This is a genomic window from Neobacillus sp. DZ-9 (genome assembly GCF_059587065.1).
The window spans coordinates 491,944-511,873 of record NZ_JCAIOL010000005.1; the positions used below are offsets into that span (position 1 = coordinate 491,944).

Consider the following 19,930-nt stretch of genomic DNA (forward strand, 5'->3'; position numbering starts at 1 on the left):
TTACTATAATTTAGGTAAATATTAAAATAATGCTTCGAAAATAAAGAAAAGCGGAGACACCAGTTAATGGCGGCTCCGCTTTTTTAATGAATTATTCATTTTGGTCTATTTCAAGAAGGAACTCAAGTAATTCATCAAAATCTTTCGTTACTTTTGGTTGAGTGGGATCGGCGGGTTGAGAAGGAGAAAATTCAACAATAAATTCATTTTCATCATTACTATCTGATACAACGGTTGAAAAATGATAGTCTTTCTTTCCTTTTTGCATCCAAAACACCCCCAAAAGGTACTGTTATATAACTTTATTTTACCTTAAATCATACGGGATGCATGGAACAATTATGAAAATTCCATGAAAAAAGGCCCTATAGGACCGTTTAGATCCTATTAGAGCCATTTAATTTTCGGTTCTGTTTTATTGATAATTCTTTTAATATTTGCCCGGTGCCGGTATATGACAAAGGTTACTAATAATGTTACCGCAATTAGTAAGGGGATATCCCATTCTCGAGTAAACCCAGATATTAATGTAAAAAGAATCGCTATAATTCCTGCAATCATCGAAGATAGTGAAACATATTTCGTTATGTATAGACTAATAAAGAAAGCAATTAGTACTGCTACAAACATCCATGGTGCGGCATACAGAAGTACACCACCTGAAGTCGCAACTGCTTTTCCGCCGCGAAACCCGGCAAAGATGGGATACGTATGGCCGACAACAGCGAAACCTCCAGCAATCAAAGGATTTATGTCAACATGAAATAAATGCGGCAATGCTGCTGCTAACGTTCCTTTCAATATATCAGCTAAGGTAACGACTAAACCTGCTTTTACCCCAAGGGTTCGAAAGGTATTGGTACCGCCTAAATTTCCGCTTCCATGCTGGCGGATATCCGTTTTATAAAACGCTTTTCCGATAATTAAACCAGAGGGGATAGAGCCGAGCAAATATGCCAGGATCAATACTAAAATAATTTGAACCATTGATAATTTCTCCTTCTATAAAAGATCCAGTTCTTCTATTTTACCATGTATTTTTGAAAAAACACTATGCAGCTTGGATTTAGCCACGAAAAAATAACTAATTAAGAAAAATTCCTTCTCAATACCCAAAAGATACCTTACGATAGAATCGAGGAGGAAATAATTCATGGCACGCATTGAATATCATAAGACAAAGACAAAATCACCAAAAATAATCATCGGCGGATTGATAGGGGCTGGTTTGCTTATCATTTCATCGATTTTTCTATTTTTCTATCCTTTTGCCTCGACAGAGAAAATAACTTATTTTAAAGGGGAAAATCCGATACTTTATAAAGGGGACCAGCAGGGAAATGCCATTATTCAAGGGAATACTGTGTTTGTCCCACTAACATTTTTACAGGAGCAAATTGATCCATCCATCCTTTATGATGAAAAATCAAAATCTGTCATTATTACAACTAAGGATAAAGTTGTTCAAATGCCGACCGATTCATTAACCTATTTTGTTAATCAAAAGGGAGTTACCTTACAGCTGTCACCCATTCTATCGAAGGACGGAAAAATTTTCGTTGCTATTGATTCGATCCTTTCTTTCTTTCCTATTCAATACAAGCAAATACCGGGAAGTGAAGCCATTTGGATTCAGAACGATGGTGAGAAATACGAGACTGCCAGATTAATAGATAAGGACGTTAATAAAGAAAAGCTAAGACTCCGTACTAAGCCCACATGGTCATCACCCTACACAGCAGATATGAAGAAACAAGAAGCCGTCACCATTGAGGGTGAAAAGGAAAATTTCTATCTTGTCAGGAAAACCAATGGAATTAGTGGTTATATCAAAAAAGAGTATGTCCAAAAGGAGAAAGCTGAAAGAATCACGATAGACCTAGAAAGTAAGACCTTTCAGCTGCCTAAATTAGATGGGCCGATTCAATTAACATGGGAAGCTGTTTATAAGAAAAATCCAGATTCAGCAAAAATTCCTGAAATGGCTGGCGTGAATGTGGTATCACCAACCTGGTTCTCTCTTGCCGGAAGCGATGGAACGATTAAAAATCTTGCTTCTCTTGACTATAGCAAATGGGCGCATGGAAAAGGCTATCAAGTTTGGGGAGTGTTTTCTAATGCCTTTAATCCAAAGCTCACAAGCGAAGCATTTAAAGACTATGTAACAAGGCAAAATATCATTCGCCAATTGCTGCAATTTAGCCAGATGTATCAATTACAGGGGATTAATTTTGATATTGAAAATGTAAATCCAGAGGATGGTCCCCTCGTGACCCAGTTTATGAGGGAAGCAACACCATACTTGCATGAAGCTGGATTGGTCGTTTCAATGGATATCACCTTTTCCGCTGGTGAAAATAACAACTGGTCATCCTTCTATGAAAGAACGAAACTCGCCCAAATTGCTGATTATTTAATCGTGATGGCCTATGATGAACACACGGGTGCTTCCTCTGCTGCTGGGAGTGTGGCAAGTCTTCCATGGGTCGAAAGCAATTTACAGAAACTGCTGACAGAGGTTCCAAATGAAAAGTTAGTCCTTGGCGTTCCCTTATATGCGAGACTTTGGAAGGAACAAACGAAGCTAGACGGAACAAAGGAACTTAGTGCTGAGGCACTAGCAATGGATAAAGTAAAAGCATGGATCACTGAAAAGGGATTACAACCTTCGTACGATGAAGAAAGCGGTCAAAATTATGCAGAGTATTATGCAGAAGCTGAAAAAACCACCTATAGAATTTGGATTGAGGATGTACAGTCCTTACAAAAGCGAGCAGATTTAGCGATTAAATACAAGCTTGCTGGCATCGGAACCTGGTCAAGATATTTTGGCGATCAAACTGCGTGGACCGCATTAAATCTAAATTCCAGCAAAGCGATTACCCAAAAATAAAATGGCAACAAAAACCGGCTTTTGCCGGTTTTTTGTTTAAATTAGGCTCTTTTCGTAACCTTTGTTTCTTTTAGAACTTTTTAAGAGTCATTTACAAAGTTTCTTGGCAATTTTCGCAAATGTTCTTACGAAAAGATGCCACGAAGAATCATGTTTTACGGGTTGATGATCTTATACGAAAAACAACAATCTTTGCGAAAATAGCCTTAAAGTAAGAACAATTAGAGTCAATTTTATTACAAAAATATGGAGAATTTTCTAACGATTTGTTAATCCGTTGAAAGACATGGATACGCCCAATATAATTTAGATATATCACCATATATAACGAAGAATTACCGGCCAGATGAACCAAAATTGGTCGGTTTATCTTTATATTCCAAAAATTTTTCTAAGGGAGTGAGGGTGATGAACATGCAAATGGAAAATGATTTAAGTTACCAGGAATTGTTAGGAAAATATGAAGAAACCATTAAATTAAATCGATATTTAGAGAAACGGATTGATGAGATTGCCGCAGATAACAAACAAAAAGAGAATCTGTTAATTCAGCAATCGCGCCTTGCTGCAATGGGGGAAATGTTAGTTAGCATTGGTCACCAGTGGCGGCTGCCTTTAAACAGTTTAACCCTCTTAATCCATGATTTAAAAGATGCCCTGGAATATGGGGAAATTAACGACAAATACTTAGATCGATTCACAAGAGACAGCATGAGTCAGATTACACAGATGTCAGAAACAATTAACGATTTTCGGAAATTTTACAAATTTAACAAAGAAAAAACCACCTTTTCTGTTGGTGATTCCATTGAAGAGGCTTTGTCTATTTTTTCTTTAAGCCTTCAAAACCATGGGATTGTGGTTCAATTTGAGTACAGGGGTCAGCAAATGACTTATGGAGTACCAAATGAATACAGCCAGGTCGTACTTAATATTTTAACAAACGCACGAGACGCCTTTGTACATAAGGAAATTCCTAATCGAAAAATCATCATTAAATTAACGGAAACCGATAACATCATAAAAGCTGAATTCGTCGATAATGCCGGCGGAATTGACCCAGAACAAATCCATAAAGTATTTGAGCCATATTTTACAACGCGCCCGCAAGGCACAGGCCTCGGACTACATATGTCAAAACTGATCATCGAGAAAATGAATGGCTCTATCACGGTAGAAAATACCGGCCCTGGTGCCCGATTCAGTTTATTACTGCCAAAGGTATCCGTTTCTGATAACACTCCATCCAATTAAGTTTTTCCTTTTAGAACAGTTTATTATGTTTTTTTGATAGGAAAAGGTAAACTAAAGGGAAAATATATTTAGGAGTGGAACAGAATGGCGATTGAAAATCCAAGCCGTGATGAAATCAAGGAAATATTAAAAAAGGCAAAAAGAATTGCTGTCGTAGGATTAAGTGATAATCCAGAACGTACTTCTTATCAAGTTTCCGCTGCTATGCAGAAAGCTGGCTATGAAATCATTCCCGTCAACCCTACTATCGGTGAGGCACTCGGTGTTAAAGCGGTGGCGTCATTGAAGGATGTCGAAGGTCCAGTTGACATTGTAAATGTGTTCCGCCGCTCCGAACAATTGTTTGATGTAGCGAAGGAATTCGATGGAATGGGTGCTCCGGTTTTTTGGGCCCAGCAGGGGCTTGCCAATGAAGAAGCCTATGAATTCCTAAAGTCTAAAGGTTACACTGTTATTATGGACCGATGTATTAAAGTTGAGCATGCACTAACAAAATACTAAATTTTTACCAAAAAGCTGCTTATTAAATATGCGGCTTTTTACTTTTTTTTGAACAAATATGCACCAAAATTAGATGACAAAAATATGTAGTTTTAAAATACTTATTTGCCAAATCGAAATAAATCGCTAAAATAAAGCATAGACGCCGCATGAACTTGTGGTAAAATTATGTAGCAAACACTCGTTCTAATTATTATTTTTCATATAGAATGAATTGACTGTTTATTATATCAATAAGATTTTGTTTCTTTTTGTAGGGTATGAAAGGGGTATTTTAGTGGCAAGAAATCAGCAAGCTTTTGATTATAATGATGACGCCATACAGGTACTGGAAGGTTTAGAAGCCGTTAGAAAGCGTCCAGGAATGTACATTGGAAGCACCGATTCACGCGGACTTCACCATCTCGTCTACGAAATCGTGGACAACTCAGTCGATGAAGCGCTTGGCGGATTTGGTGATCACATCATTGTAAAAATACACAAAGACAATTCAATCAGCGTAATCGATAAAGGACGCGGTATGCCTACCGGGATGCATAAAATGGGGAAACCGACTCCAGAGGTCATCTTAACTGTTCTCCATGCAGGGGGAAAATTTGGCCAGGGCGGTTATAAGACTAGCGGCGGACTGCACGGTGTTGGTGCATCAGTCGTCAACGCATTATCGGAGTGGTTAACCGTAACAATAAAGAGAGACGGTTTTGTCTATGAACAACAATTCGAACATGGCGGGAAGCCAATCACAACACTCGAAAAAATCGGTAAAACCAATCAAACGGGAACTACGATACATTTTAAGCCGGATCCAACGATTTTTTCGACGACAACCTATAATTTTGAAACTTTATGTGAGAGGTTAAGAGAATCAGCCTTCTTGTTAAAAGGACTCAAAATTGAAATCCGTGATGAACGTAATGATCTACATGAAGTATTTCACTACGTTAATGGAATCGAAGCTTTTGTTGAGTATTTAAATGAAGAAAAGGATGTTCTTCATCCAGTCGCCAGCTTTGATGGTACACAAAATGGCATAGAAGTTGAATTTGCCTTCCAATTTAATGACGGCTACTCGGAGAATGTTTTATCTTTCGTCAATAATGTCCGCACAAAGGATGGCGGGACACATGAAGCAGGTGCTAAAACTGCGATGACAAGGGTGTTCAACGATTATGCCCGTAAGGTGGGCTTATTGAAAGAAAAGGATAAAAACCTGGACGGTTCCGATATTCGTGAAGGATTATCTGCTATTGTCTCTGTTAGGATTCCTGAAGAGCTTCTTCAATTTGAGGGGCAAACAAAAGGAAAATTGGGTACGAGCGAAGCACGGTCAGCCGTAGATGCGGTCGTTTCGGAGCAGCTTTCCTACCTGTTAGAGGAAAATCCAGATATAAGCTCTCTCCTTGTCAAAAAAGCTATTAAAGCCTATCAAGCACGTGAAGCAGCGAGAAAAGCCCGCGAGGATGCAAGAAGCGGCAAAAAGCGGAAGCGTTCAGAAGCCGTGTTATCCGGTAAATTGACACCAGCCCAGTCACGGAACCCGCAAAAAAATGAGCTTTATCTTGTAGAGGGTGACTCAGCAGGCGGTTCTGCCAAACAAGGTCGTGACCGTCGTTTTCAAGCTATACTCCCTTTAAGAGGTAAAGTTATTAATACAGAAAAAGCGAAACTGGCGGATATTTTTAAAAACGAAGAAATCAATACCATCATTCATGCAATTGGCGGCGGTGTAGGGTCTGATTTCAATGTGGAAGATATAAATTACGATAAAATTATCATAATGACCGATGCTGATACAGACGGTGCTCATATTCAAGTCCTATTGTTAACATTCTTCTACCGCTATATGAGAGCGCTTGTGGAAGCAGGAAAAGTGTTTATTGCCCTGCCTCCTCTTTATAAGGTGAGTAAAGGTACTGGCAAAAAAGAAATCATCGAGTACGCCTGGAATGAAGATGAATTGCAGGATGCCATGAAAAAGGTTGGCAGAGGTTATATCATTCAGCGCTATAAGGGTCTTGGTGAGATGAATGCAGACCAACTATGGGAAACGACCATGGATCCAGAAACACGTACCCTTATTCGCGTTAAAATTGACGATGCTGCCAGAGCAGAACGCAGGGTTACCACTCTTATGGGTGATAAAGTAGAACCCCGCCGCAAATGGATTGAAAGTAATGTGGCATTTGGATTGGAAGAAGATGAATCTATTTTAGAAAATGAAAATATTACAGTTGTTGAGGAGGGTGCTGAAGGATGAGTGCAAACGAAAAATTCCGCGACTTACCTCTTGAGGATGTACTAGGCGATCGTTTCGGAAGATATAGTAAGTATATTATTCAGGAACGTGCCCTCCCGGATGCTAGAGACGGTTTAAAACCAGTACAGCGAAGGATTTTATTCGCGATGCATGTTGAAGGAAACACCCATGAAAAAGGCTTCCGTAAATCAGCTAAAACCGTCGGTAACGTTATCGGTAATTACCACCCACACGGTGATACCTCCGTATATGATGCGATGGTAAGGATGAGTCAGGACTGGAAGGTCAGAAATGTTCTTATCCAAATGCATGGAAACAACGGAAGCGTCGACGGTGACCCTCCGGCTGCAATGCGTTACACAGAAGCCCGTCTATCGGCAATTGCCTCTGAGTTATTGCGTGATATCGATAAGCAAACGGTAGATTTTATTCCAAACTTCGATGATACGTCAAAGGAACCAACTGTTTTACCAGCGATGTTCCCGAACCTTCTTGTTAACGGTTCGACAGGAATTTCTGCTGGGTATGCAACGGATATTCCTCCACACCATCTGGGTGAAGTCATTGATGGGGTCATCATGCGAATGGATAAACCGGATTCTTCTGTTGATGAGCTTATGACGATTGTTAAAGGTCCAGATTTCCCTACAGGTGGTATTATCCAAGGGATAAATGGAATTAAAAAAGCCTATGAAACTGGTAAAGGCAAAATTATCGTCCGCAGCAAAGCAGAGATTGAAGAGGTACGCGGCGGAAAACAGCAAATCGTGATTACCGAAATTCCTTATGAAGTGAATAAAGCAAATCTCGTCAAAAAAATGGATGAATTTCGTCTGGACCGGAAAGTGGAAGGAATATCAGAGGTCCGCGATGAAACAGACCGAACGGGTCTTAGAATTGTCATTGAGTTAAAAAAAGATGTAAATGCTGAAGGTGTCTTGAACTATTTATATAAAAATAGTGATCTTCAAGTGACATATAATTTTAATATGGTAGCCATTCATAATAAGCGTCCAAAATTAATGGGTCTTCGTGAATTATTAGATGCTTATATCGAACATCAAAAGGAAGTTGTGACAAGAAGAACACAATTCGACCTTAATAAAGCCAAGGAACGCCAGCATATTGTCGAAGGCTTAATGAAAGCATTATCGATTCTTGATGAAGTAATTGCGACCATCCGCGCATCGAAGGATAAACGGGATGCAAAAGACAATTTAATCGCCAAGTACGGCTTTACCGAGCAGCAGGCAGAGGCAATCGTTTCTTTACAGCTTTATCGCTTAACCAACACGGACATTACCGCGCTAAGAAATGAGGCGGAAGAATTAGCGAAAAAAATCGAAGAGCTTACAAGCATCCTAGAGAGTGAGAAAAAACTCCATTCTGTTATCAAAAAAGAATTAAAAGACGTGAAAAAGCGATTTGCCGATGAACGTCGTTCAAAAATTGAAGCAGAAATTGAGGAGCTTAAAATCAATCTCGAAGTGATGGTGGCCAGTGAAGATGTAATCGTGACTGTTACGAAAGATGGTTATGTGAAGCGGACAAGCCAGCGCTCCTATGCAGCATCAGGCGGGCAGGACTTTGCCATGAAAGAAACCGATCGTCTGCTGGCACAGCTGGATATGAATACGAAGGATGTCCTGCTCCTATTCACCAACAAGGGAAATTATTTATTCTGCCCAGTTCATGAGCTTCCTGATATCCGCTGGAAGGACCTTGGCCAACATGTGGCCAATATTATTCCAATTGATCGTGACGAAGAAATCATTCAGGCGATTCCGGTAAAGGACTTTGAAGCAAATGCCTTCTTAGTATTTGTGACAAAGAATGGAATGGTAAAGAAAACCGAACTAAAAGTCTATAAAGCGCAGCGTTACTCTAAACCGCTTGTTGGCGTGAATCTGAAGGATGATGACCAAGTAGTTGACGTGCATTTAACTGACGGGGCCAAGGAAATTTTCATTATTACTCATAATGGCTATTCCCTCTGGTTTGATGAGGAAGAAATCAGTATTGTTGGTCAGCGTGCAGCAGGAGTGAAAGGCATTAACCTTAAGGATGGCGACTTTGTTGTTGGCGGTAAAATCATTACCCCTGACAGTAGTGAATCTGTTGTCGTTGCAACACAACGCGGTTCTGTGAAACGAATGAAATTGAAAGAATTCGAAAAAGCGACTCGTGCTAAACGCGGCGTGGTAATCCTAAGAGAGCTTAAATCCAATCCGCATCGGATTATGGGATTCGTCGTAGCAAATGACCTGGATGCTATTTATATTCAGACGGATAAAGGTTATATTGAAACGTTAAAAACGACTGATATAAAATATAGTGATCGCTACTCGAACGGTTCGTTTATCCTTGACGAAGGTGAAAATGGAAAAGTGACAACCGTTTGGAAAGAGGAAAAAACAGAGACTTCAAATGAATAATGGTATGTAAAGACTCTCTTTATAAAAGGGAGTCTTTTTTTCATGAACGTTTAAGGAATTCTCATCAAAATTTAATCCAAAAATTCATTTATTAAAATTGACGATGACTTTGTGAGGGAATATAATTAGGCTACCTAATTATTAGGTATATAAATTAAATTAGAGGTGTGATTATGGGAGACCGTGAAAATCCCACTGTGCAAAAACTACTTAAATCATTTATTCAATTCAGAAAGACAGGATGGCATGATAAAAAAATAAACGGATATAATCCGAGCGAGTACAAGGTACTTGCTGTTGTTTATGAGGGGGCGAATAAGAAAGAAAGAGAAATGAAGGTTTCTGAAATTAGTCAGATATTAGAGGTAACCCCTCCGACCGTAACACAAATTATCAATAACCTTGATAAAGGAGGTTTAGTTGAACGAACAATCGATCCTGAAGATCGGCGTGCTGTAAGAATTAAACTTACGCCAAAAGGAATAGAACTAACCGAAAATGCTAGAAAGGCATTTTTTACGAAATATCTTGGATTAGTTGATTACCTTGGCGAAGAGGACAGTGAAAAGCTAGCGGAATTATTAAACAAAGTCCATAAATATTTTTATGAACTGAAAAGTTAAATGAAGGGAGTGGAAGAACCATGTTGAAATTAAGAAAATTCCTTAAGCCATTTCAATTATCGATTATTTTAGTTTTAAGTCTAGTCCTTCTACAGTCGATATCAGAACTTTATTTACCCACCTTAATGTCTGATATTGTTGATAAAGGTGTTGTCAAAGGAGATACAGACTACATCTGGAAAATTGGGGGTTATATGCTTTTGGTTGCTGCTGGGGGGATGGTTTGTTCCGTTACCGCAAGCTTCTTTTCCGCAAAAGCTGCTTCGGGCTTCGGAAAATTACTTCGTACAAAAATCTTCTCTCATGTCGGAGGTTTTTCCTTACAAGAGTTTGATAAACTTGGGACTGCCTCTTTGATCACCAGAACTACCAATGATATTACACAAGTGCAGCAGGTTTTAGTGATGATGCTTAGGATGATGGCAATGGCACCAATGATGTGTATCGGCGGCATCATTATGGCTTATTCAAAAGATGCCAAATTAACATTAGTTCTTGCAGTATCGCTGCCAATACTCGTTTTGGCAATCGTGATTATAGCAAAGACCGGTATTCCTCTTTTTAAAGTGATGCAGGTAAAGCTTGATAATCTGAATCGGGTATTAAGAGAAAATCTAACAGGAATTCGTGTCATTCGTTCGTTTAACCGAATCCAACATGAGAAAAGCCGCTTTAACGAAGCCAACTGGGATTTAACTCAAACAGCCATTAAGGTCAATAAAATCATGGCGTCGATGATGCCGATTATGATGGTTGTCTTAAATCTTACTTCCGTAGCGATTATTTGGTTTGGGGGCATACGGATTAGCAATGGACATATGCAGGTCGGGGATATGATGGCATTTATCCAATATGCAATGCAAATCATGTTCTCGTTCATCATGTTATCAATGATGTTTGTTATGATCCCAAGAGCGTCAGTATCCGCCGTTAGAATTAACGAAGTACTTGAGACAACCGCTGATATTACGGATCCAACTAAGCCTTTATTAAATGAGGGTCAAAAAGGTCAGGTAGAGTTTCAAAATGTTACCTTTAGCTATCCAGGTGCAGAAATGCCTGCCATCTCTAATATTTCTTTTTCGATGAAGCCAGGCGAAGTGACAGCCATTATAGGCGGAACAGGATCAGGTAAATCGACACTTATTAATTTGATACCACGGTTTTATGATGTGGATAGTGGAAAAATCCTGGTGGATGGTATTGATGTACGAGAATTGACGCAGGAAAATCTTAGGTCGAAAATTGGTTTTGTTCCGCAGCAAGCTGTTCTTTTTACAGGTACCATAACGGAAAACATTCTTTATGGAAAGGAACATGCTTCAGAAGAAGAAATACTACATGCGGCAGAAATCGCCCAAGCTTCGGAGTTTATTTCTTCTATGGAGGGTGGGTACGATGCCGTAATCGCCCAAGGGGGGACAAATGTTTCGGGTGGTCAAAAACAGCGTTTATCCATTGCCAGGGCGCTGGTTCGTAAACCGGAAATATATATCTTTGATGATAGCTTCTCCGCATTGGATTTTAAGACGGATGCAAAACTGCGTGCTGCATTGAAAAAAGAAACAGTAGATTCCACCGTTTTGATTGTGGCTCAGCGTGTGAGTACGATCATGGATGCAGATCAAATAATTGTCCTCGACGATGGCGAAATTGTGGGAATCGGGAAGCATAAAGACCTTTTAGAAACAAGTTCTGTTTATCGTGAGATTGTGATGTCACAGCTTTCGGAGGAAGAAATCGCATGAGTAAAGAGACGAATAATCAGAGTCAGGGACCTCGTTTCGGTCCAGGAGGACGCGGCTTTGGACCTGGAGGCATGGGAATGCCTGTCCAAAAAGCAAAGGATTTTAAAGGAACGCTTAAACGATTAATCGGCTACTTAAAACCCCATAAATTCCAGCTTCTTGCTGTATTGGTCACAGCAATCATAAGTACCGTCTTTGCGATTGTCAGTCCGAAGATTATGGGGAAAGCCACCACCAAACTATTTGAAGGACTAATGAGAAAACTTAGCGGTGTCCCGGGAGCAAAAATAGATTTTGATTACATTGGCCAAATCATCCTGCTATTAATTGGTTTGTATATTTTAAGTGCGATATTTTCCTATATTCAGCAATATATTATGGCGGGAGTTGCCCAAAAGACCGTTTACAACCTTCGTAAAGAAGTGTTAGATAAACTTAACCGTTTACCGTTAAAATATTTTGATTCGAGAACCCATGGTGAAATTCTTAGCCGGGCCGTCAACGATGTTGATAACATCAGTACGACCCTGCAGCAAAGTTTGACCCAGCTGATCACTTCGGTTGTCACAATAGTTGGAGTTATTGTGATGATGCTTACCATCAGTCCATTAATGACACTGATTGTGGTGGTTACACTGCCGCTCAGCTTTGTGGCTACTGCCAGTATTGCAAAAAAATCACAAACCTTTTTTAAAGGACAGCAAAAATCACTTGGACAGCTTAATGGGCATGTTGAAGAAATGTACACGGGTCATAAAGTGGTCAAAGTATTTGGCCATGAGAAAAAGTCGATTGAAAAATTCGAAGAAATTAACGAGCAGCTTTACCAATCAGGCTGGAAGGCACAATTTGTTTCCGGGATGATCATGCCGTTAATGTCGTTTATAAATAATATTGGCTATGTGCTTGTTTCGGTAGCAGGTGGTATTTTAGTTACAAAAAGGGCTATTGAAATTGGGGATATTCAAGCATTTATCCAATATGCCCGCCAATTCGCCCAGCCAATCACTCAAACGGCTATGATTGCGAATGTCATCCAATCGACGATTGCTAGTGCAGAGCGTGTTTTTGAAATTTTGGATGAAGTCGAAGAAGTACCTGAAGCCATTGCGGCAAAAGAGATTTTGGATCCTAAAGGTGAGGTGAAATTCGACCATGTTTCTTTCGGCTATAAAGAAAATGAGCTGTTAATCGGTGATATGAATATTGATGTGAAGCCGGGCCAGAGGGTGGCAATTGTTGGTCCAACCGGCGCTGGTAAAACGACGCTGATTAATTTGTTGATGCGCTTTTATGAAATTAATTCTGGTGAAATTTTAATAGACGGTATCGATACCCGGGACTTAAAGCGGGAGCATCTAAGAAGTTTATTTGGGATGGTGCTTCAAGATACATGGCTGTTTAATAGCACGATTCGCGACAATATTGCCTATGGAAGAGAAGGGGCGACGGAGGAGGAGATTGTTGCCGCAGCAAAGGCGGCCAATGCCGACCATTTTATCCGAACGCTTCCAGACGGGTATGACACCATTTTGAATGAGGAAGCCTCGAATATTTCTCAAGGTCAAAAGCAATTATTAACGATAGCTAGGGCAATACTTGCTAATCCAGCGATCTTAATCCTAGATGAAGCAACCAGCAGTGTTGATACTAGGACCGAGGTCCAGATTCAACGGGCAATGAATCGTTTAATGCAGGGGCGCACAAGCTTTATCATTGCACATAGACTATCAACGATTCGTGATGCCGATTTGATCTTGGTAATGAATAACGGAAGTGTCATTGAAAAAGGAACTCATATGGAACTGCTAGAAAAAGAAGGGTTCTATGCTGATTTGTATAATAGTCAGTTTACTGGCGGGAATTCGATGAAGAATGTGGGATAGAGAAGGGGCGTTCAGGGAGTCTGAGGACTTCATGAACGCTTTTTTGTGTCTTTTAGGCGGGGAAAGGGGGGGCAATTCCAATTTATCGCTTGAACTGTAGAAATCGATTTGTTTTTTTAGAAATGGTCATTGATTTTGTAGAAATAAGCTCAAAATAGATAGTTATTTTAAAAATTGATTAGCCCAATTAAAAAAATTTTTAAAAATTCCTTCACATACTATAGGGGGGTATAGTATAATATAAGTGTGGAGGCGATATAATGGATCAAAACATAAATGAAGAATGTCAATTTCCTGAAGGAAGAAAAAGCCATCATTCGGATAAGGTCAAGAATAATTTGATTACTCGTTTAAATCGAATTGAAGGTCAAATTCGTGGAATAAAAGGATTAATCGAAAAAGACACTTATTGTGATGACGTAATAAACCAAATAGCAGCTACACAGTCTGCATTGAACAGTGTGGCTAAAATCCTTCTGGAAGGACATTTAAAAACTTGTGTATTGGAACGAATTAACGAGGGTGATACAGAAGTAATAGATGAAGTGCTTTTAACAATAGAAAGATTATTGAAAAAATAAAAGGAGTGTTTATAAATGGAAAAAGTAACATTAAAGGTAAATGGAATGTCTTGTGGTCACTGCGTGAATGCTGTTGAAGGCAATGTAGGTAAATTAGAAGGTGTTAAAACCGTAAAAGTTCATTTAAAAGAAGGAAATGTAGATGTAGAATTTAATCCATCAGAAGTTTCCTTAAAAACAATCAAAGAAACAATTGATGACCAAGGCTATGACGTTGAATAGAATAAGCAGATAACGTGCTGTGAAAAGCACGTTATCTTTAACAAAAAAATATACCCCCCACCAGTATAGGAGGAGTGATTTTATATGAGTAATGAAGTAGAAGAAACAAATTTTCAAATTACAGGAATGACCTGTGCGGCATGTGCCACAAGAATTGAAAAAGGTCTCAATAAAATGGAGGGCGTAAAAGAAGCGAATGTTAATTTAGCCCTTGAAAAGTCCACCATTAAATATGATCCTGAAATGGTATCAGACCAGGATTTTCAAAAGAAAATTCAGGATTTAGGCTATGATGTTGTAAAAGAAAAAAAGGAATTTGATATCACAGGAATAACCTGTGCAGCTTGTGCGACAAGAATTGAAAAGGGATTAAATAAACTAGAAGGTGTCGATAATGCGTCTGTAAACTTAGCATTAGAAAGTGCAACAGTTGAATATAATCCGTCGTTAATTGGTCCACAAGATATTATTAAACGAGTAGAAAAATTAGGGTATGGGGCTATGCCAAAGGAAGAGAAAGAAGAAAATATTGATCATCGCCTTAAAGCGATAAAGAATCAACAAGGTAAATTTATTTTTTCGTTAATCCTATCCTTGCCGTTACTTTGGGCCATGGTTAGTCACTTTTCCTTTATGTCGTTTATTTATTTACCAGATATGCTTATGAATCCATGGGTACAACTTGCACTTGCGACTCCTGTCCAATTTATTATTGGTAAGCAGTTTTATGTCGGAGCTTACAAAGCATTGCGAAATAAAAGTGCGAACATGGATGTTTTAGTAGCATTAGGTACATCAGCTGCCTACTTTTATAGTTTATATATGACCCTTAAATCGATTGGTTCTCATGGACATATGGTTGAACTGTATTATGAAACGAGTGCGATATTAATTACTCTAATCATATTAGGTAAACTATTTGAAGCCAAAGCAAAGGGCCGTTCATCAGAAGCGATTAAAAAGTTAATGGGTCTTCAAGCGAAAACGGCAATCGTTGTTCGAGATGGAATTGAAAAGGAAGTACCTCTAGAAGAAGTAATAGTAGGTGACGTTGTTTACGTCAAACCAGGTGAAAAAGTGCCAGTTGATGGCGAAATTATCGAAGGCCGTTCAGCACTTGATGAATCCATGTTAACAGGGGAGAGTGTACCTGTTGATAAAACAATTGGAGATTCAGTCATCGGTGCGACCATTAACAAAAATGGTTTCCTTAAAATTAAAGCAACAAAAGTCGGCAGAGATACAGCATTAGCACAAATCATCAAAGTTGTGGAAGAAGCACAAGGTTCAAAGGCACCGATACAACGCCTTGCTGATCAAATTTCAGGAATCTTTGTCCCGATTGTTGTAGGTATTGCAATAGTTACGTTTTTGATTTGGTTTATCTGGATTAATCCAGGAGACTTTGCAGCTGCCCTGGAAAAATTGATTGCGGTATTAGTTATTGCCTGCCCTTGTGCACTAGGCCTTGCTACACCAACGTCCATTATGGCTGGTTCAGGTAGATCTGCCGAATTTGGTATTCTCTTTAAGGGCGGGGAACATCTTGAAACAACTCATCACATCGATACTGTGATCTTAGATAAAACAGGAACGGTTACAAAAGGAACTCCACAGTTAACCGACGTCATTTTACATGGAATCATGGTGGAAGAAGAGTATTTATCCCTTATAGCTTCTGCCGAGAATCAATCCGAGCATCCGTTAGCACAAGCCATTGTCCAAGGAATTAAAGAGAAAAATATCCCTTTCAAAGAAGTACAAGAATTTGAAGCGATTCCTGGTTATGGTGTAAGTGCAGTTGTAGAGAATAAAAAGATTCTAATCGGTACTAGAAGGCTTATGGCAAGAGAGAATATTGATAGTACTAAAGCGATAAATGATATGGAAAGCCTTGAGAATAACGGGAAAACAGCAATGCTTGTGAGCATAGATGGAAATTACATTGGTATTGTAGCCGTAGCAGATACCATTAAAGAAACTTCAAGAGAAGCAATCCGTCGAATAAAAGACCTTAATATAAACATTGTTATGATTACTGGTGACAATCAAAGGACTGCAGCGGCAATTGGAAAAGAAGTTGGCATTGACCATGTAATTGCAGAAGTGCTTCCAGAGGGGAAAGCTGAGGAAGTGAAGAAACTTCAAAAAGAAGGAAGAAAAGTGGCAATGGTCGGAGATGGAATTAATGACGCACCAGCATTAGCAGTTGCTGATATAGGAATGGCTTTAGGCACAGGTACTGATGTGGCTATGGAGGCTGCTGATATTACATTAATAAGCGGAGATTTAAATAATATCGCAGATGCCATCATTATGAGCAAGAAAACGATCAGAAATATAAAACAAAATCTATTCTGGGCTTTTGCATATAACGTAGTCGGTATCCCAATAGCTGCAATTGGCTTTTTGGCACCATGGCTTGCAGGGGCAGCGATGGCTTTCAGTTCAGTTTCGGTTGTATTAAATGCTTTGCGTCTCCAAAGGGTAAAGCTATAAACAATTAAGTAGTAAATTCCTTAAAAAAATTAAATAGAGTATATAAAAATAAAACCCTTAGCAGTATTGCAAGGGTTTTTTAGCTGAAAATCAGGTTAGAAGCCGTCGAAGGTCAATGTCTTTTGTCGGTTTTTTATATTGTGAAAAAATGTACTAAACTGGGGCTTTAGTTAAATAAGAGTTACTAGAACCAGTTGTTATTTTACTCATTAACATTGTTTGGGTTTATCGGAATTTAACTAAAACAAATTAGTGTTAAATTCAAAAGATTATTTCACCACAGATCACGGCTATTAAGAATAAAATATCTATTACAATTAGTCCGATTACCAATTTCTTCATATTAGTAAACATCCTCTCGTTTTTATTTACATTTAATGGATTAAGGCTTGGATATTTCATGTTTCGAGCACCGTAATTCCTTTTCCCTAGTAATACACTCTGACGCTATAAATAGTTTTTCTTACTTTTTATAAGGAAATTGAAGAAAATAAATGACCTAATCCAGTAGATGGTTAGGTCATTTTAATTTTTCCATGTTATTTAAAGGGATATAAATAAAAAGTTGCAACTCCTACTATAATGCCTGTAATAGCTCCAAAAAACACTTCTATTGGTTTATGTCCTAACAATTCTTTTAATTTTTCTCTATACTCTGCTTTTTTTAAATTAGGATCTTTTAAAGTATCAATTAATTGATTGAAATCAACTAAAAGCTTATTTAGTACTTCAGCATGATAGCCAGCATGTCTTCTTACGCCAGTAGCATCGTGCATTACGATTACGGATACCACCACAGCTATGGCAAATTCGTTTGAATAAATTCCTGAAGTTAACCCAATTGCGGTAGTTAAAGAAATGATTGTCGAAGTATGAGAACTTGGCATACCACCTGTACTAAACATCAAATTCCACTTTAATTCCCTTGATGTCAAAAAGTGAATTGGAATTTTTACGAATTGGGCAATTAACATACCCAAAAGAGAAGCCAGAATGGGATAAGATAAGAACATTTTTCCTCCTATATATATGAAAATAATTTTTATGGATAAATGCTTCGTTTACATAGCTTTTCAAAAAGGAAATATAGTCCCGCATATTTAAAATAACAGTCAAATCCTAAGAATACCTTATTATTTAATTAAAAATTCATTAAAAAGAATTTTGTCAAGAGAATAAATGTTACTATTTCAGAAGTGACTTACTCAAAAAATTTTTTCAAGGAATTGATTTGAATGGAACCATCCACTCTCAAAACATATCTTAAACGAGAAAGAACATATATATTTGGGGCTCTTCTTATTATTCTACTTTGGGTATTACCTTATTTTGTCCTTGGAGAGCAAGCACATATGCGGATTCACGATAACTTAGATTCAAATATCGCATGGTATAAAGTTCTAATGGACAGTGGGCAGCTATTTGGACCAATCAATTCGAATATTCCGCAGATAATAAATGGTCACTTATCGCGTAACGCTTATTACTCCGAATACTATGGAATGGTTGAATTATTTCGTTTGTTTCCACCAGTCATTGCCTATGGATTAAACCAAGCAATTAGTCGTTTTATTGCATTTTTTGGAATGTATTTATTAGTAAGAAGATATGTAATTAAAGATCGAAAACATGGATTCATTCGTGTTATTTCCGCCTTGACATTTGCTTTAACACCATTTTGGGCAAACGGAATGTTAAGTACCTTGGGAATGCCGCTTGCTTTATGGGCATTTCTAAATATCAGAAATAAAGAAAGAACTTGGGCCAGTTTGGTGATTCTCACTCTTTTACCTTTTTATTCCACTTTTATGTTGGGTTTTTTCTTCTTCTTAAGTGCAATGGGTGTATTTTGGCTGATCGAGGTTGTAAAAAACAGAAAAGCACACTTAAGATTATTCTTCTCGATTCTTTATATGACTTTAATTTACGTAGCGATTGAATATCGTAACGTAATGTCCCTAATTTTTTCATCTGAAGAGACTAATCGCTCCGAGTTTATCGAATCAAAAAATAACCTGATTCAAACAATTGAATTAATTTTCAAAAATTATTTTATTGGACATAACCAAGACCAACCCCTTTATGAGTTTGTTATCTTCCCAACAGCCTTAATTGCCTTAATTATTGTGATAATGCAAAAAAGCTGGAGACAAGAAAAGCTATTTATTGGACTGCATCTAGCTAACTTTTTGTTATCTGTCTGGTATTCTTTTTGGTGGTATCAAGGGTGGGCACCTTTAAAGGAAAAAATCAGTATTTTAAACACCTTTAATTTTTCCCGTTACCATTATCTACGACCCATGATTATTTATGTTCTATTTGCTGTTTCTTTACAAATATTATGGAAATACAATAAAAAATGGCGTACTTGGGCAGTTGTTTTTGCTACTTTACAACTGGTTGTATTAGTTCCTTCAAACGAACAAATCTGGTATCATAACCAACCTTCATTTAAACAATTTTATGCTGTTGATGAATTTAATGAAATTAAGCAATTCATTGGTAAACCAGTCCAAAATTATCGGGTCGTTAGCATCGGGTTGCATCCAGCGATTGCTCAATTTAATGGCTTATACACATTGGACACTTATAATAATTTTTATCCATTAACATATAAACACCAATTCCGAAAAATCATTGCTCCAGAACTTGCTAAAAACAAAACCATTAGGGATTATTTTGATCAGTGGGGTGGACGCTGTTACATATTTGTTAGCGAGTTGGGCGAAAATTATATGTTTTCAAAAGAATCGAATAAGGTGATTAAGCATTTAGACTTAAATATTCAGGTGTTGAAACAAATGGGTGGGGAGTATGTACTCTCTACTGTACCGATTCAAAACGAAGCTGAAAGCCACCTCAGGTTGGAAAAGGTTTTTGATGGAAAGGATGCTTACTGGCGTATTTATTTATATAAAGTCATATGAAAAATCGAGGAAAATAGAAGAGGGGCTCCTAACGGGGCCCTCTTCTATTTTGGAACTGATAAAAGACGAAAGATTGACCTTGAACTTTATAGAAAACCTAAAAT

The 19,930-nt window shown here is 38.2% G+C and carries 15 protein-coding genes; 12 read left to right on the top strand and 3 right to left on the bottom strand.

The annotated features are described in order from the left end of the window. Positions 1 to 91: 91 nt before the first annotated feature. Together AC59HZ_RS17300 and plsY are read right to left on the bottom strand one after the other, a co-directional pair. The gene (locus AC59HZ_RS17300) at positions 92 to 268 is read right to left on the bottom strand and encodes a hypothetical protein (protein ID WP_496547026.1); all 177 of its coding nucleotides are present in this window, start codon (positions 266 to 268) and stop codon (positions 92 to 94) included. A 119-nt stretch (positions 269 to 387) separates the two neighbouring features. Further along, on the bottom strand, positions 388 to 987 hold the full coding sequence (plsY, locus tag AC59HZ_RS17305) for a glycerol-3-phosphate 1-O-acyltransferase PlsY (protein WP_496547027.1): 600 nt from the start codon (positions 985 to 987) through the stop codon (positions 388 to 390). 166 nt (positions 988 to 1,153) lie between these two features. Between plsY and AC59HZ_RS17310 the strand changes: the two genes are divergently transcribed. From AC59HZ_RS17310 to AC59HZ_RS17360, 11 genes are all read left to right on the top strand, one after another. After that, positions 1,154 to 2,893, top strand: coding sequence for a glycosyl hydrolase family 18 protein (locus AC59HZ_RS17310; protein ID WP_496547028.1), 1,740 nt, complete (start codon positions 1,154 to 1,156; stop codon positions 2,891 to 2,893). Between the two features lie 408 nt (positions 2,894 to 3,301). Next, entirely contained in the window at positions 3,302 to 4,147 is an 846-nt protein-coding gene (locus AC59HZ_RS17315) for a sensor histidine kinase (protein ID WP_496547029.1), read from the top strand. An 84-nt stretch (positions 4,148 to 4,231) separates the two neighbouring features. Continuing rightward, positions 4,232 to 4,648 (top strand): CoA-binding protein, encoded by a 417-nt coding sequence (locus AC59HZ_RS17320; protein WP_496547030.1) that lies wholly within the window; start codon positions 4,232 to 4,234, stop codon positions 4,646 to 4,648. Between the two features lie 277 nt (positions 4,649 to 4,925). Then, positions 4,926 to 6,905 carry a DNA topoisomerase IV subunit B gene (gene parE / locus AC59HZ_RS17325; protein ID WP_496547031.1) on the top strand — a complete coding sequence of 660 codons (1,980 nt, stop codon included), beginning with the start codon at positions 4,926 to 4,928 and terminating at the stop codon, positions 6,903 to 6,905. Further along, the gene (gene parC / locus AC59HZ_RS17330; RefSeq protein WP_496547032.1) at positions 6,902 to 9,340 is read left to right on the top strand and encodes a DNA topoisomerase IV subunit A; all 2,439 of its coding nucleotides are present in this window, start codon (positions 6,902 to 6,904) and stop codon (positions 9,338 to 9,340) included. Before parE ends, parC begins: the two co-directional genes overlap by 4 nt. 173 nt (positions 9,341 to 9,513) lie before the next feature. Continuing rightward, complete coding sequence (locus tag AC59HZ_RS17335; RefSeq protein WP_496547033.1) at positions 9,514 to 9,963, top strand: MarR family winged helix-turn-helix transcriptional regulator; 450 nt, start codon at positions 9,514 to 9,516, stop codon at positions 9,961 to 9,963. Positions 9,964 to 9,983: 20 nt separating this feature from the next. Next, on the top strand, positions 9,984 to 11,711 hold the full coding sequence (locus tag AC59HZ_RS17340; protein ID WP_496547034.1) for an ABC transporter ATP-binding protein: 1,728 nt from the start codon (positions 9,984 to 9,986) through the stop codon (positions 11,709 to 11,711). Then, positions 11,708 to 13,597 carry an ABC transporter ATP-binding protein gene (locus AC59HZ_RS17345; protein WP_496547035.1) on the top strand — a complete coding sequence of 630 codons (1,890 nt, stop codon included), beginning with the start codon at positions 11,708 to 11,710 and terminating at the stop codon, positions 13,595 to 13,597. Before AC59HZ_RS17340 ends, AC59HZ_RS17345 begins: the two co-directional genes overlap by 4 nt. A 260-nt stretch (positions 13,598 to 13,857) precedes the next feature. Beyond that, positions 13,858 to 14,178, top strand: coding sequence for a metal-sensitive transcriptional regulator (locus AC59HZ_RS17350; RefSeq protein ID WP_496547036.1), 321 nt, complete (start codon positions 13,858 to 13,860; stop codon positions 14,176 to 14,178). A gap of 15 nt (positions 14,179 to 14,193) precedes the next feature. Further along, on the top strand, positions 14,194 to 14,400 hold the full coding sequence (gene copZ, locus AC59HZ_RS17355) for a copper chaperone CopZ (protein WP_496547037.1): 207 nt from the start codon (positions 14,194 to 14,196) through the stop codon (positions 14,398 to 14,400). Between the two features lie 84 nt (positions 14,401 to 14,484). Next, entirely contained in the window at positions 14,485 to 16,899 is a 2,415-nt protein-coding gene (locus AC59HZ_RS17360) for a heavy metal translocating P-type ATPase (RefSeq protein ID WP_496547038.1), read from the top strand. Positions 16,900 to 17,438: 539 nt separating this feature from the next. On the opposite strand, the gene AC59HZ_RS17365 is transcribed toward AC59HZ_RS17360, so the two are convergent. Continuing rightward, positions 17,439 to 17,912 carry a divergent PAP2 family protein gene (locus AC59HZ_RS17365; RefSeq protein ID WP_496547039.1) on the bottom strand — a complete coding sequence of 158 codons (474 nt, stop codon included), beginning with the start codon at positions 17,910 to 17,912 and terminating at the stop codon, positions 17,439 to 17,441. 222 nt (positions 17,913 to 18,134) lie between these two features. Here AC59HZ_RS17365 and AC59HZ_RS17370 point away from each other — a divergent pair, with 222 nt between their 5' ends. Continuing rightward, positions 18,135 to 19,826 carry a DUF6044 family protein gene (locus AC59HZ_RS17370; protein WP_496547040.1) on the top strand — a complete coding sequence of 564 codons (1,692 nt, stop codon included), beginning with the start codon at positions 18,135 to 18,137 and terminating at the stop codon, positions 19,824 to 19,826. Positions 19,827 to 19,930 lie beyond the last annotated feature (104 nt).